Origin of the sequence: Streptomyces sp. NPDC086549, from assembly GCF_044746205.1 — a bacterium.
In the GTDB taxonomy this organism is placed as follows: domain Bacteria; phylum Actinomycetota; class Actinomycetes; order Streptomycetales; family Streptomycetaceae; genus Streptomyces.
The window spans coordinates 160793-174644 of sequence record NZ_JBIVBS010000007.1; the positions used below are offsets into that span (position 1 = coordinate 160793).

Below are 13852 nucleotides of genomic sequence, written 5' to 3' on the forward strand. Positions count from 1 at the left end.
CACAGGCCTCCGTCACGGTTGTCCACAGCGGTTGACACCTTACGGCGCTCGCCCCACCATTGAATCGCACGAACCGAACGATCGGTCGGGACGTTTTTCCGCCAGAGCCCGAGGTCAGGGGGACCGCATGGCCACAGCAGCCGCGCACCGTACCGCAGGCACACCGGCGTCCGGCGCCCAGGACACCGCCGACACGGCGGCGTACCAGCGCGCCTTCGACGCCGCCGTGGCCGCGGACGAACGCATCGAGCCCCGCGACTGGATGCCCGATGCCTACCGCGCGACGCTGGTCCGGCAGATCGCCCAGCACGCCCACTCCGAGATCATCGGCATGCAGCCGGAGGCCAACTGGATCACGCGCGCGCCCTCGCTGCGCCGCAAGGCCATCCTCATGGCCAAGGTCCAGGACGAGGCCGGCCACGGCCTGTACCTGTACAGCGCCGCCGAGACCCTCGGCACCAGCCGTGAGGAGCTCCTCGACAAGCTGCACAGCGGCCGCCAGAAGTACTCCTCGATCTTCAACTACCCCACCCTGACCTGGGCCGACGTCGGCGCGATCGGCTGGCTGGTGGACGGCGCCGCGATCACCAACCAGGTGCCCCTGTGCCGCTGCTCGTACGGGCCGTACGCGCGCGCGATGGTCCGCATCTGCAAGGAGGAGTCCTTCCACCAGCGCCAGGGTTACGAGCTGCTGCTCGCCCTCAGCCGCGGCACACCGGAGCAGCACGCGATGGCCCAGGACGCGGTGAACCGCTGGTGGTGGCCGTCCCTGATGATGTTCGGCCCGCCCGACGACGAGTCGCAGCACTCCGCGCAGTCGATGACCTGGAAGATAAAGCGCCACTCGAACGACGAGCTGCGCCAGCGCTTCGTCGACATCTGCGTCCCCCAGGCCGAATCCCTGGGCCTCACCCTCCCCGACCCGGATCTGCGGTGGAACGAGGAGCGCGGGCACCACGACTTCGGCGCGATCGACTGGACGGAGTTCTGGGAGGTCCTCAAGGGCAACGGCCCGTGCAACGAACAGCGGATCACCCAGCGCCGGCGGGCGCACGACGAGGGCGCGTGGGTACGGGAGGCGGCCGCGGCGCACGCGGCCAGGCACAACGGCGGAGCACGGACCGGCGGGACTGGAGGAACGCAGGCATGACGAACACCGACTGGCCCCTGTGGGAGGTCTTCGTGCGCTCGCGCCGCGGCCTCTCCCACACCCATGCCGGCAGCCTGCACGCGCCGGACGCGGAGCTCGCCCTGCGCAACGCCCGTGACCTGTACACCCGGCGCGGCGAGGGCGTATCGATCTGGGTCGTCCCGGCGTCCGCGATCACCGCGTCCTCCCCGGACGAGAAGGACCCCTTCTTCGAACCGGCCGCCGACAAGCCCTACCGGCACCCGACCTTCTACGAGATCCCGGAAGGGGTGAAGCACCTGTGACCACCACGGTTCCGGCGAGCGCGGCGCTCGCCCTCGGCGACGACGCCCTGGTGCTCTCGCACCGCCTGGGAGAGTGGGCCGGCCACGCCCCGGCCCTGGAGGAGGAGGTCGCCCTCGCCAACATCGCGCTGGACCTGCTCGGCCAGGCCCGGGTGCTGCTGTCCCTGGTGGGCGACGAGGACGAGCTGGCGTATCTGCGCGAGGAGCGGGCCTTCCGCAACCTCCAGCTGGTGGAGCAGACCAACGGCGACTTCGCGCACACGATCGTCCGCCAGCTGTACTTCTCCACCTACCAGCACCTGCTCTACGCGCAGCTGGCGGCCGGCGACGGCCCGTTCGCGCCGCTCGCCGCCAAGGCCGTCAAGGAGGTCGCCTACCACCGCGACCACGCCGAGCAGTGGACGCTGCGACTCGGGGACGGCACGAACGTCAGCCATGAGCGGATGCGGCGGGCGTGCGGGGAGCTGTGGCGGTTCACCGGAGAGATGTTCCAGCCGGTGGAGGGCCTGGACGCCGACTGGACGGGCATGGAAGCGGCCTGGCTGGAATCCGTCGGCGCCGTGCTCGGCCGGGCCACCCTCACGGTCCCCGAGGGGCCGCGCACCGGGGCATGGTCGGCGGGCGCCGGCCGGCAGGGCCTGCACACCGAGCCCTTCGGACGGATGCTCGCCGAGATGCAGCACCTGCACCGCAGCCACCCGGGGGCGTCATGGTGACGGCGACCGCGCTGGAGACGGAGCTCCTGGAGCTCGCCGGTTCGGTGCCCGACCCCGAACTGCCCGTACTCTCCCTCCAGGAGCTGGGCGTGCTGCGCGCGGTGCGCCTGCGCGGCGCCGACGCGGTCGACGTCGACCTGACCCCGACCTACACCGGCTGCCCGGCCGTCGAGGCGATGTCCCTGGACATAGAGCGGGTCCTGCGCGAGCACGGCATGCGGGAGGTCACCGTCCGCACCGTGCTGGCGCCCGCCTGGTCGACCGACGACATCACGGACGAAGGGCGGCGCAAGCTGCGGGAGTTCGGCATCGCGCCCCCGCGCGAGCGCCGGGATTCCGGACCGGTCGCGCTGACGCTGGGTCCGACCCGCACCCTGCCCGGCGAACCCGACCCCCTCCACTGTCCGCACTGCGGATCCGCCGACACCGAGCTGCTCAGCCGGTTCTCCTCCACCGCGTGCAAGGCGCTGCGACGCTGCCTCGACTGCCGTGAACCGTTCGACCACTTCAAGGAGTTGTGATGGCCCGCTTCCACCCGCTCCCGGTGGCCGCGGTCGACCGGCTCACCGACGACTCCGTGGCCCTGACCCTCACCGTCCCCCTGGAGCTGCGCGAGCAGTACCGGCACGCGCCGGGCCAGCACCTCGCGCTGCGGCGGGTCGTCGACGGCACGGAGATACGACGGACGTACTCGATCTGCTCCCCGGCCCCCGGCGCCGAGGGACCGAGCACCCTGCGGGTCGGGGTGCGGCTGGTCGAGGGCGGGGCCTTCTCGACGTACGCGCTCAAGGAGGTGAACGTCGGCGACGAGCTTGAGGTGATGACCCCGGCCGGACGCTTCACCCTGGAACCCGCGCCCGGTCTGTACGCCGCGATCGTCGGCGGCAGCGGCATCACCCCAGTGCTGTCGATCGCCTCGACGCTGCTGGCGCGCGAGCCCGGGGCCCGGTTCTGCCTGATCCGCAGCGACCGGACGGCCGCCTCCACGATGTTCCTGGAGGAGGTCGCCGACCTGAAGGACCGCTACCCCGAGCGGCTGCAGCTGGTCACCGTGCTCTCCCGGGAGGAGCAGCAGGCGGGCCTGCCGTCCGGCCGTCTCGACCGGGAGCGGCTGACGGGGCTGCTGCCCGCGCTGCTGCCCGTGGACGGGGTGGCGGGGTGGTTCCTGTGCGGGCCGTTCGGACTGGTGCAGGGTGCCGAACAGGCCCTGCGGGAACTCGGCGTGGACCGGTCCCGGATCCACGAGGAGATCTTCCACGTGGACGCCGGCGCGGCTGCGGTACCGGCCGCTCCGGCCCTCGCGCACAGCACCGTGACCGCCCGGCTCGACGGGCGCGGCGGGACCTGGCCGGTCCAGGACGGCGAGTCGCTCCTGGAGACGGTCCTGCGCAACCGCTCCGACGCGCCTTACGCCTGCAAGGGCGGGGTGTGCGGGACGTGCCGGGCCTTCCTGGTCTCGGGCGAGGTGCGCATGGACCGCAACTTCGCGCTGGAGGCGGAGGAGACGGAGGCGGGATATGTGCTGGCCTGCCAGTCGCATCCGGTGACGGAGAAGGTGGAGCTGGACTTCGACCGGTGACCGGTGACCAGTGACGGCGGGTCGCCGCCTCACCGTTCCCTTCTTCTAGAACCTGTTCTATCTTGACGGACCGTCAGATCAACGGATCCGCCGGGAGGGACAGGACCGTGGACTTCACCTTCACCGAGGAGCAGCTGGCAGCGGCCGAGGCGGCCAGGGGAGTGTTCGCCGGGGTGGCGCCCGACGCGGTACCGAGCCCCGCGCTCACCACGGGCGCCGTGGCCGACGGCTTCGACCGCGCCCTGTGGGCCCGGCTCGCCGACGCGGACCTGCTGAGCCTGCTGTTCGACGCGGAGCACGGCGGGGCGGGCCTGGACGCCATCGCGCTGTGCCTGGTGCTGCGGGAGTCCGGGAAGGTGCTCGGCCGCGTGCCGCTCCTGGAGAGCAGCGCGGCCGCGGCGGCCGTACAGGCCTACGGCGGCAAGGAGTTGGCGGCCCGGCTGCTGCCCCGGGCCGGGACCGGTGAACTGGTGCTGACCGTCGCCGCGAACGGCCGTACCGGCCATGACCCGGCCGAACTCGCCGTGACCGCACGGCGGGACGGTGACGCTTGGGTGCTGGACGGGGTGCAGACGGGGGTGCCGTGGGCGTACGACGCCGACCTGACCGTCGTACCCGCGCACACCGGCACCGGCCTGAGCGTCCTCGCGCTGGTGCCCCGGGAGCACGATGGCGTCGCCCTCGCCGAGCAGGTCTCCACCAGCGGAGAGCGGCTGGGCGAGCTGCGCCTGGAGTCCGTGCGGATCGCGGCCGGTGACGTCATCGATGCCGACGGAGCGTGGCAGTGGCTGCGGGAGCTGCTGATCACCGGGACCTGTGCGCTGGCCCTCGGGCTGGGTGAGCGGGTGCTGCGGATGACCAGCGACTACACCGGCGAGCGGGTGCAGTTCGGGCATCCGATCGCGACCTTCCAGGCCGTCGCCGTCCAGGCCGCCGACCGCTACATCGACCTGCGCGCCATGGAGGCCACCCTGTGGCAGGCCGCGTGGCGGGTCGGCTCGGGGGCACCGGGCGCGCTGCCCGCCTCCGGGGACGTCGCCGTGGCGAAGATCTGGGCGTCGGAGGGCGTACGACGGGTCGTGCAGACCGCTCAGCATCTGCACGGCGGGTTCGGCGCCGACACCGAGTACGCCCTGCACCGGTACCACGCCTGGGCCAAACACCTGGAGCTGGCGCTCGGCCCGGCGGCGGCACACGAGGAGGCGCTGGGCGACCTGCTGGCGGCGCACCCCCTGGGCGGCTGACCCGCGCCAAGGGGCGGGTGGCCAAAGGGGCCTGGAGAGACCTGGAAAGACCTGGAGGCTCCTACTGGGGAGACCTGGAGGGGCCTAGAGGACGTGGCCCGGCCGGCCCTCGTCCGTCACGACGGGGCGGCCGGCCGCCTGCCAGACCTGCATACCGCCGTCCACGTTCACGGCGTCGATGCCCTGCTGGACCAGATACATCGTGACCTGGGCCGAGCGGCCGCCGGACCGGCAGATCACATGGACCCGGCCGTCCTGCGGAGCCGCCTCGGTCAGCTCGCCGTAGCGCGCCACGAACTCGCTGATGGGGATGTGCAGTGCCCCCTCGGCGTGGCCCGCCTGCCACTCGTCGTCCTCACGGACGTCCAGCAGGAAGTCGTCGTCCTTGAGGTCCGTGACCCCGACCGTGGGCACACGCGCTGCGAAACTCATGTCTCCGACGCTACCCGACGCGAAGCGGAAGCCGGATCGCGCTCGCGCTACCCCTGCCCCAGCAGCCCCGCCAGCTCCGCCTCCCGCTCCGCCACGTCGACGCGGAGTTTCTCGGCGATCTCGTCCAGGAGTGCGTCGGGGTCCTCGGGGGCCAGGCGGAGCATCGACGCGATCGCGGTGTCCTCCAGCTCCCGGGCGACCAGGGCGAGGAGCTCCTTGCGCTGGGCCAGCCACTCGAGGCGGGCGTAGAGCTCCTCGGCGCGGCTCGGGGCTCGCTCGGCGGGCGCCGGACCCGCGGCCCACTCCTCGGCGAGCTCGCGCAGCAGCGCCTCGTCGCCGCGGGCATAGGCGGCGTTGACGCGAGTGATGAACTCCTCGCGCCGCATGCGCTCACCCTCCTCCTGTGCCAGGTCCGGGTGGGCCTTGCGGGCCAGCTCGCGGTAGAGCTTGCGGGCCTCCTCGCTCGGGCGCACCCGCTCCGGAGGCCGTACCGCCTGGTCCGTGAGCATCGCCGCGGCCTCGGGGAACAGGCCGTGCCCGTCCATCCAGCCGTGCAGCAGCTCCTCGACCCCGGGGATCGGCATGACCCGGGCCCGCGCCTCCTCCGCGATCCGGATGTCCTCCGGGTCGCCGGTGCGCGCGGCCCGGGCCTCGGCGATCCGCGCGTCCAGCTCGTCCAGCCGGGCATACATCGGGCCGAGTTTCTGATCGTGCAGCCGGGAGAAGTTCTCGACCTCGACGCGGAAGGTCTCCACCGCGATCTCGAAGTCGATCAACGCCTGCTCGGCGGCCCGCACGGCCTGCTCGAGCCGCTCCTCGGGCCTTGGCGGCGGGGACTGCTCAGCTTCCGGGGTCGTCACCCGACCAGCCTAGGCCACGGCCGAAACCCGTCGCCCGCAGTGGTCCGGATCAGGACGGGGCCGTCCCCGGACCCGTCACACGCCCATCTCCGCCGCGATCCGCCCCGACCGCACCGCCGCCACCAGGTCCGCGTGGTCCGCCTCCGTGCGGTCGGCGTAGCGGACCGAGAACTCGGCCATGGCCTCGTCCAGTTCCTCGTTCTTGCCGCAGTAGCCGGCGATCAGACGGGGGTCGACGCTGTGGGAGTGGGCGCGGGCCAGCAGGGCGCCGGTCATGCGGCCGTAGTCGTCGATCTGGTCGGCGGCGAGGGCGGCGGGGTCGACACTGCCCTTGCGGTTGCGGAACTGACGGACCTGGAAGGGACGGCCGTCGACCGTCGTCCAGCCCAGCAGGATGTCGCTGACCACCTGCATGCGCTTCTGACCGAGGACCACGCGGCGGCCCTCGTGGTCCGCGGGCACCGCGTCGAAGCCGGCCGTCGCCAGATGCGGGACCAGTGCGGACGGGCGGGCCTCCTTCACCTGCAGGACCAGCGGTTCACCGCGGTGGTCAAGGAGCAGGACGACATACGATCGCGTGCCCACGCTGCCCGTGCCGACCACGCGGAACGCCACGTCGTGCACCGCGTGCCGGGCCAGCAGCGGGAGACGGTCCTCCGAGAGCGTCGACACGTACGGCTCGAGGGACGCGGCCACCGCCGCCGCCTCCGCGTCCGGGACGCGCCGCAGCACCGGCGGGGCGTCGACGAACCGGCGCCTGCCGTCCTCGGTGACCTCCGTCGACTTCGCCGCGAACCGCCCGCTGGTGTTGGCCCGCGCTTTCTCCGAGACCCGCTCCAGCGTGCCGAGCAGATCGTGGGCGTCGGTGTGCGAGACGAGCTCCTCGTCCGCAATGGCGTTCCAGGCGTCCAGAACCGGCAGCTTGGCCAGCAGGCGCATGGTGCGCCGGTACGCGCCCACCGCGTCGTACGCCGCCTTGCGGCACATGTCCTCGTCGGCGCCCGCCTCCCGGCCCGCCAGCACCAGCGAGGCGGCGAGCCGCTTGAGGTCCCACTCCCAGGGGCCGTGCACGGTCTCGTCGAAGTCGTTCAGGTCGATGACCAGGCCGCCGCGGGCGTCGCCGTACAGGCCGAAGTTGGCCGCGTGCGCGTCGCCGCAGATCTGGGTGCCGATCCTGGTCATGGGCGTGCGCGCCAGGTCGTACGCCATGAGGCCGGCCGAGCCGCGCAGGAAGGCGAAGGGGGTCGCGGCCATCCTGCCCATCCGTATCGGCGTGAGCCCGGGAATGCGGCCGCGGTTGGACTCCTCGACCGCGCTCACCGCGTCGGGACGGGAGCCGTCCAGGTCGAGGGCGCTGTGCGTACCGCGCGGGACGCGCGTCCGCAGCGCCTTGCCCTCCTCCTTCGGCGAACCCTGCGGCGGCCACTGGCCGAACCCGCCCACCCGGGGCAGCCTGCGCGCCACACCCGCGCCCACCGTCTCCGCCACTCCCGCTCCGGCCTCGGTCACCGCGACCGCCTCCCCCGCGTCCACACACGCTCTCGCACGAACACCAACTCGTGCAGACCGTACAGCCGGTGGCCGAAACGCGTCAGGCCCTGTGGACAACCCCACGGCTGTGGAAAACCGGGGTCCGGCCTCGGACGCCTCGGCGTCACGCCCGCAGACGGTTCCGGCCGGCGTTCACCTCCCGATGCGAGGGTGCCCGCTCGTCGCGCAGCCGGCGGCACGACGGCGAACTCACCGTACAGGCCGAGCACTTCATGCTCCGGACCGGCGGCCCGCCGACATTCAGGGTGGCGCGGCACAGCACGGCGAAGACGGCGCGGCGCGCCACGGTGAAGACCCTGATCACGCCCGCTTCAGCCCGTGATCCCGCCCGCTTCAGCCCGTGCGGGCGCCGAGGACCGAGGTGGTGAAGTGCGCCAGCTGATCTCGCAGTTCCTCGCGGGGCATGCCCTTCTCCCCGGCCAGGTAAGCGACGAGGTCGGCCCGGGTGGCGGCGAGGAGTCCGCGCCGGTCTGCTCCAGGGCCAGTGCGAGGTGACGGTTGTCGAGCCTGAAGCACAGGACGGCGTCGAGCAGGGCCGGCACACGCACAAGCGGCGGGGTGGCGGGCCCCAGGGGCGGCGGGCCCTCTTCGACGGCGTTCCTGATCGGTTCGAGCCGTGCCTCGTACAGCGCGCGGACCAGCCCACCGGCACCGTCCAGCACCTCACCGGCCGCCCGACCCACGGCTTCCGGGTGGTGGCCGAACGGGAGCTGACACGGGAGCTGACACGGGACGGACAGGTCTTGGCCGTCTCAGGGGTGGTGAACGGGATGAACAGCTCCGCGGCCGTGGACCGTACGACCGGCAGGAGCCGTTGCAGCCGGTCCGTGACATAGATCACCGACGGGGCCGGCTGCGCCCGCCACCGGGCCGTGCGATGCCTCACAATCGCAAGCGCAACGAGAAACGGGCCCCTGCCGTGACTTCCGTCACCGGCAGAGACCCGTTTCACGGTTTCTCTGTGCGCGAGGGGGGAGTTGAACCCCCACGCCCTTGCGGGCACTGGAACCTGAATCCAGCGCGTCTGCCTATTCCGCCACCCGCGCATTGGGTGTGTCCTCCGGTCCCGGCCCCTGTGGGCTGGCCCCTTCCGACATCGAGAACATTAGCACGTGGGACAGGGTGGGTTCACATCCCTTGTCGCCCGCCCACACCGCCGGACGGGCGTGTATCGAAGAGTCCCTGTTCACGTATCAACCTCGTACCGGTCCCCGTCATCTCCCCAGGAGGCGGACCGGGTCCACAGTCAGGTGCGGGACACTGGTCTTGTCCCGCCTCTACGATCCTTGACAGAGGGAGTTCGAAGGGGAGCCGCTGGGGGAACCGGCTGATTGTCGGGCGCGTGGATACGATCAGTAAGCAGTACCAGGCAAGGCAGTACGGAAGCAGCGACAGAGGAGGTGCCCCATGGGAGTCCTGAAGAAGTTCGAGCAGCGTCTCGAAGGTCTGGTCAACGGCACCTTCGCCAAGGTGTTCAAGTCCGAGGTCCAGCCCGTCGAGATCGCCGGTGCGCTCCAGCGCGAGTGCGACAACAACGCGACCATCTGGAACCGCGACCGGACCGTCGTGCCCAACGACTTCATCGTGGAGCTGAGCGCGCCGGACTTCGAGCGCCTCAGCCCCTACTCCGGCCAGCTCGGCGACGAGCTCGCCGGAATGGTGCGGGACTACGCGAAGCAGCAGCGCTACACCTTCATGGGACCGATCAAGGTCAACCTGGAGAAGGCGGACGACCTGGACACGGGTCTGTACCGGGTGCGCAGCCGAACGCTCGCCTCGTCCAGCAGCCAGCAGGCTCCGCCCTCCGCCCGGCCCGGTCAGGGCGCCCAGGGCGGCTACAACTACCCGCCGGCCGCCCCCGCCGCAGCACCGCCCATGCCGGCCGCGCCGCCGCCCGGCGGCAGGCCCGGCGGCTACGGCTACCCGCAGCCCGCCGGACAGCGCCCCACGGCCGCCCCGACGAGCGGCGGGCGCACCCGCTACTGGATCGAGATCAACGGCAGCCGCCACCAGATCTCCCGCCCGACGCTGGTGATGGGCCGCAGCACCGAGGCCGACGTGCGGATCGACGACCCCGGCGTCTCCCGCCGGCACTGCGAGATCCGGACCGGAACGCCCTCGACGATCCAGGATCTCGGCTCCACCAACGGCATCGTGGTGGACGGGCAGCACACCACCCGCGCTACGCTCCGCGACGGCTCGCGGATCGTCGTGGGCAGCACCACCATCATTTACCGGCAAGCCGAAGGGTGAAGCGGGGGCAATGTCAGAGCTGACCCTCACGGTCATGCGGCTGGGTTTCCTGGCCGTACTGTGGCTGTTCGTGATCGTGGCCGTGCAGGTCATCCGCAGCGACCTGTTCGGTACGCGCGTCACCCAGCGCGGCGCGCGCAGGGAGGCGGCACGGCCGCAGCAGGCCGCACGGCAGCAGGCCGCCGCGGCTCCGCAGCAGCGCGGCCAGCAGGCCGGCGGCGGCCGCCAGCGCCGCAACGCCCCCACCAAGCTCGTCGTGAGCGAGGGCATCCTCACCGGCACGACCGTCGCGCTGCAGGGCCAGACGATCACCCTGGGCCGCGCCCACGACTCCACGATCGTGCTGGACGACGACTACGCCTCCAGCCGCCATGCCAGGATCTACCCGGACCGCGACGGCCAGTGGATCGTCGAGGACCTCGGGTCCACCAACGGCACGTATATGGACCGGTCCCGGCTGACGACCCCCACGCCGATCCCGCTGGGCGCGCCGATCCGCATCGGCAAGACCGTCATCGAGCTGCGGAAGTAGTGCTACATCATGAGTAGGCGCGAGCGGAGCGAGCACGCAGCGGCGGACCGCGAACCGGCCGTCGGCGCGCTCCCGACCGGAGGGTGGGCACCGTGCGGATGTACCCGGAGCCGACAGGCGAGGTGCGCATGAGTCTGTCACTGCGCTTCGCCGCCGGATCGCACAAAGGCATGATCCGGGAGGGCAACGAGGACTCCGGCTACGCCGGTCCGCGCCTGCTCGCCATCGCCGACGGCATGGGCGGCCAGGCGGCGGGCGAGGTCGCCTCCTCCGAGGTGATCTCCACGCTGGTCACGCTCGACGACGACGTACCCGGCTCCGACATCCTCACCTCCCTCGGCGCCGCCGTGCAGCGCGCCAACGACCAGCTGCGCGCCATGGTCGAGGAGGACCCGCAGCTGGAGGGCATGGGCACCACGCTCACCGCCCTGCTGTGGACCGGTCAGCGCCTCGGCCTGGTGCACGTCGGCGACTCCCGCGCCTATCTGCTGCGCGACGGCGTGCTCACGCAGATCACACAGGACCACACCTGGGTGCAGCGCCTCGTCGACGAGGGCCGGATCACCGAGGAGGAGGCGACCACGCACCCGCAGCGGTCCCTCCTCATGCGGGCGCTGGGCAGCGGCGACCACGTCGAGCCCGACCTGTCCATCCGCGAGGTCCGCGCCGGCGACCGCTATCTGATCTGCTCCGACGGCCTCTCCGGCGTCGTCTCCCACCAGACGATGGAGGAGACACTCGCCAGCTACCAGGGCCCGCAGGAGACCGTGCAGGAGCTGATCCAGCTCGCGCTGCGCGGCGGCGGCCCCGACAACATCACCGTCATCATCGCCGACGTCCTCGACCTGGACACCGGCGACACCCTCGCCGGCCAGCTCTCCGACACCCCCGTGGTGGTCGGCGCGGTCGCCGAGAACCAGCTCCACCTGCAGGACAACGGCATCATGCAGACCCCGGCCGGCCGCGCCTCGCACCTGGGACGCCGGGGGCACGGCCAGGGCGGCGGCGAGTTCGGCCCGCCCGGATCCGGCGACACCACCGGCTACATCCCGGCGGGCAGCTTCGGCGACTACACCGACGACGACTTCGTCAAGCCGCGCAAGGGCCGCAAGTGGCTGAAGCGATCCCTCTACGGCGGTCTCGCCCTCGCCGTCATCGGCGGCGGCCTGTACGGCGGCTACCGCTGGACGCAGACGCAGTACTACGTCGGCGCGAACGGCGAGCACGTCGCGCTGTACCGCGGCATCAACCAGGACCTGGCCTGGGTGTCGCTGTCGAAGGTCGAGAAGGACCACCCCGAGATCGAACTCAAGTACCTGCCGCCCTACCAGCAGAAGCAGGTAAAAAACACGATCCCGCAGGGCGACCTCGTGAAGGCCCAGTCGAAGGTCCATGAGCTGTCCGTGCAGGCCTCCGCCTGCAAGAAGGAGGCCGAGCACACGGCCGCCGAGAGCCGGAAGAACTCCAAGACGGGCCAGGGCGAGGCCGGCGGCACCACGGGAACCACGAAGACCTCCCTGACGTCCAAAGCCTCACCGACACCCAACCCGTCGAACTCGGCACCTTCCTCGACGTCCCCGAAGTCTCCGTCCTCGACCCCGTCCGCGACCGCGACCCCCAGCCCCGGGCCCACGCTCTCGGAGGATGAGCAGCAGGTCGTCTCGCTGTGCGGTAAGCAGTAGGCAAGCCGTGAGAGGCCACGTCACACGATGAGCAGTACTTCCAACACGTCGACGCACCACACGTCCACGATCGGCGCCATCGGCGCACCGAGCCGGCGCAACACCGAGCTCGCGCTGCTGGTGTTCGCCGTGGTCATCCCGGTGTTCGCCTACGCCAACGTGGGCCTGGCCATCAGCAACCGGGTGCCTGCCGGGCTGCTGGGGTACGGCCTCGGGCTCGGTCTGCTGGCCGGTGTCGCCCATCTCGGCGTGCGGAAGTTCGCCCCGTACGCCGATCCGCTGCTGCTGCCGCTGGCCACCCTGCTCAACGGGCTCGGGCTCGTCGTCATCTGGCGCCTCGACCAGTCGAAGCTGCTGCAGTCGCTGCCCGACTTCGCCCCGGCGGCAACCCGCCAGCTGCTCTACACCGCGCTCGGCATCGCCATGTTCTGCGTGGTGCTGTTCTTCCTCAAGGACCACCGGGTCCTCCAGCGCTACACCTACATCTCGATGTTCGGCGCCCTGGTCCTGCTCATGCTGCCGCTGGTCCCGGGGCTCGGGGCCAACATCTACGGCGCCAAGATCTGGATCAACATCCCCGGCCTCGGTTCCCTGCAGCCGGGTGAGTTCGCGAAGATCGTCCTCGCCGTCTTCTTCGCCGGCTACCTGATGGTCAAGCGGGACGCGCTGGCCCTCGCCAGCCGCCGCTTCATGGGCCTGTACCTGCCGCGCGGCCGCGACCTCGGCCCGATCCTGGTCGTCTGGGGGATCTCGATCCTCATCCTGGTCTTCGAGACCGACCTCGGTACCTCGCTGCTGTTCTTCGGCATGTTCGTGATCATGCTGTACGTCGCCACCGAGCGGACCAGCTGGATCGTCTTCGGTCTGCTGATGTCCGCGGCCGGCGCGGTCGGCGTGGCGAGCTTCGAGCCGCACGTCAAGAGTCGCGTCGACTCCTGGCTCGACCCGATGAAGGAGTTCACGCTCAGCCGCCAGGGCGTCGCCGGTCACTCCGAGCAGCTGCAGCAGGCCCTGTGGGCCTTCGGCTCCGGCGGCACCCTCGGCACCGGCTGGGGCCAGGGCCACTCGGACCTGATCCGGTTCGCCGCCAACTCCGACTTCGTCCTCGCCACCTTCGGCGAGGAGCTGGGGCTGGCCGGCATCATGGCGATCCTGCTGGTCTACGGCCTGATCGTGGAGCGCGGTGTGCGCACCGCCCTCGCCGCCCGCGACCCGTTCGGCAAGCTGCTCGCCGTCGGCCTGTCCGGCGCCTTCGCCCTGCAGGTGTTCGTCGTGGCCGGCGGTGTCATGGGTCTCATCCCACTGACCGGTATGACGATGCCGTTCCTCGCGTACGGCGGCTCGTCCGTGCTGGCCAACTGGGCACTGATCGGCATCCTCATCCGCATCAGCGACACCGCCCGCCGCCCCGCGCCCAGCCCCGCCGCCAGCCCCGACGCCGAGATGACCCAGGTGGTACGCCCCGGAAGCTCCGGTCCCACCGCCGGATGACCGTGCGACGGACGGCTTCCGGTCCCGGCACTCGCCGGGACCGGAAGCCGTCCGCGTTTTCCGGAACCCGTCACACCT

The 13852-nt window shown here is 71.5% G+C and carries 13 protein-coding genes, 1 tRNA gene and 1 pseudogene; 10 read left to right on the forward strand and 5 right to left on the reverse strand.

The window, feature by feature from the left end; genetic code table 11:
* Window positions 1–127 precede the first annotated feature (127 nt).
* The 6 genes from paaA (at window position 128) to ACIPSA_RS23295 (ending at window position 4973) form a co-directional block, all read left to right on the forward strand.
* A complete protein-coding gene (gene paaA, locus ACIPSA_RS23270; RefSeq protein WP_402637892.1) occupies window positions 128–1150 on the forward strand; it encodes a 1,2-phenylacetyl-CoA epoxidase subunit PaaA in 1023 nt (340 codons plus the stop codon).
* A complete protein-coding gene (gene paaB, locus ACIPSA_RS23275; protein WP_359062396.1) occupies window positions 1147–1434 on the forward strand; it encodes a 1,2-phenylacetyl-CoA epoxidase subunit PaaB in 288 nt (95 codons plus the stop codon). Before paaA ends, paaB begins: the two co-directional genes overlap by 4 nt.
* A complete protein-coding gene (gene paaC, locus ACIPSA_RS23280) occupies window positions 1431–2150 on the forward strand; it encodes a 1,2-phenylacetyl-CoA epoxidase subunit PaaC (RefSeq protein ID WP_402637893.1) in 720 nt (239 codons plus the stop codon). The genes paaB and paaC overlap by 4 nt, the downstream gene beginning before the upstream one ends.
* Complete coding sequence (paaD, locus tag ACIPSA_RS23285) at window positions 2144–2671, forward strand: 1,2-phenylacetyl-CoA epoxidase subunit PaaD (RefSeq protein ID WP_402637894.1); 528 nt, start codon at window positions 2144–2146, stop codon at window positions 2669–2671. Before paaC ends, paaD begins: the two co-directional genes overlap by 7 nt.
* The gene (locus ACIPSA_RS23290) at window positions 2671–3729 is read left to right on the forward strand and encodes a 2Fe-2S iron-sulfur cluster-binding protein (RefSeq protein ID WP_402637895.1); all 1059 of its coding nucleotides are present in this window, start codon (window positions 2671–2673) and stop codon (window positions 3727–3729) included. Before paaD ends, ACIPSA_RS23290 begins: the two co-directional genes overlap by 1 nt.
* Before the next feature lie 107 nt (window positions 3730–3836).
* Complete coding sequence (locus tag ACIPSA_RS23295) at window positions 3837–4973, forward strand: acyl-CoA dehydrogenase family protein (protein ID WP_402637896.1); 1137 nt, start codon at window positions 3837–3839, stop codon at window positions 4971–4973.
* An 84-nt stretch (window positions 4974–5057) separates the two neighbouring features.
* On the opposite strand, the gene ACIPSA_RS23300 is transcribed toward ACIPSA_RS23295, so the two are convergent.
* The 5 genes and pseudogenes from ACIPSA_RS23300 to ACIPSA_RS23320 form a co-directional block, all read right to left on the reverse strand.
* Window positions 5058–5387 (reverse strand): rhodanese-like domain-containing protein, encoded by a 330-nt coding sequence (locus tag ACIPSA_RS23300; RefSeq protein WP_402638131.1) that lies wholly within the window; start codon window positions 5385–5387, stop codon window positions 5058–5060.
* A gap of 65 nt (window positions 5388–5452) precedes the next feature.
* Window positions 5453–6265, reverse strand: coding sequence for a hypothetical protein (locus tag ACIPSA_RS23305; protein WP_402637897.1), 813 nt, complete (start codon window positions 6263–6265; stop codon window positions 5453–5455).
* 75 nt (window positions 6266–6340) lie between these two features.
* The gene (locus ACIPSA_RS23310) at window positions 6341–7798 is read right to left on the reverse strand and encodes a DUF2252 domain-containing protein (RefSeq protein ID WP_402637898.1); all 1458 of its coding nucleotides are present in this window, start codon (window positions 7796–7798) and stop codon (window positions 6341–6343) included.
* A gap of 351 nt (window positions 7799–8149) precedes the next feature.
* Window positions 8150–8556: pseudogene (locus ACIPSA_RS23315) on the reverse strand (hypothetical protein).
* Between the two features lie 222 nt (window positions 8557–8778).
* Window positions 8779–8862, reverse strand: a tRNA-Leu gene (locus tag ACIPSA_RS23320).
* Between the two features lie 361 nt (window positions 8863–9223).
* On the opposite strand from ACIPSA_RS23320, the gene ACIPSA_RS23325 reads away from it, so the two are divergent.
* The 4 genes from ACIPSA_RS23325 (at window position 9224) to ACIPSA_RS23340 (ending at window position 13774) form a co-directional block, all read left to right on the forward strand.
* The gene (locus ACIPSA_RS23325; protein WP_402637899.1) at window positions 9224–10069 is read left to right on the forward strand and encodes an FhaA domain-containing protein; all 846 of its coding nucleotides are present in this window, start codon (window positions 9224–9226) and stop codon (window positions 10067–10069) included.
* 10 nt (window positions 10070–10079) lie between these two features.
* A complete protein-coding gene (locus ACIPSA_RS23330) occupies window positions 10080–10601 on the forward strand; it encodes an FHA domain-containing protein (RefSeq protein WP_402637900.1) in 522 nt (173 codons plus the stop codon).
* A gap of 128 nt (window positions 10602–10729) precedes the next feature.
* A complete protein-coding gene (locus ACIPSA_RS23335) occupies window positions 10730–12283 on the forward strand; it encodes a Stp1/IreP family PP2C-type Ser/Thr phosphatase (protein WP_402637901.1) in 1554 nt (517 codons plus the stop codon).
* 27 nt (window positions 12284–12310) lie between these two features.
* Window positions 12311–13774 carry an FtsW/RodA/SpoVE family cell cycle protein gene (locus ACIPSA_RS23340; protein ID WP_402637902.1) on the forward strand — a complete coding sequence of 488 codons (1464 nt, stop codon included), beginning with the start codon at window positions 12311–12313 and terminating at the stop codon, window positions 13772–13774.
* Window positions 13775–13852 lie beyond the last annotated feature (78 nt).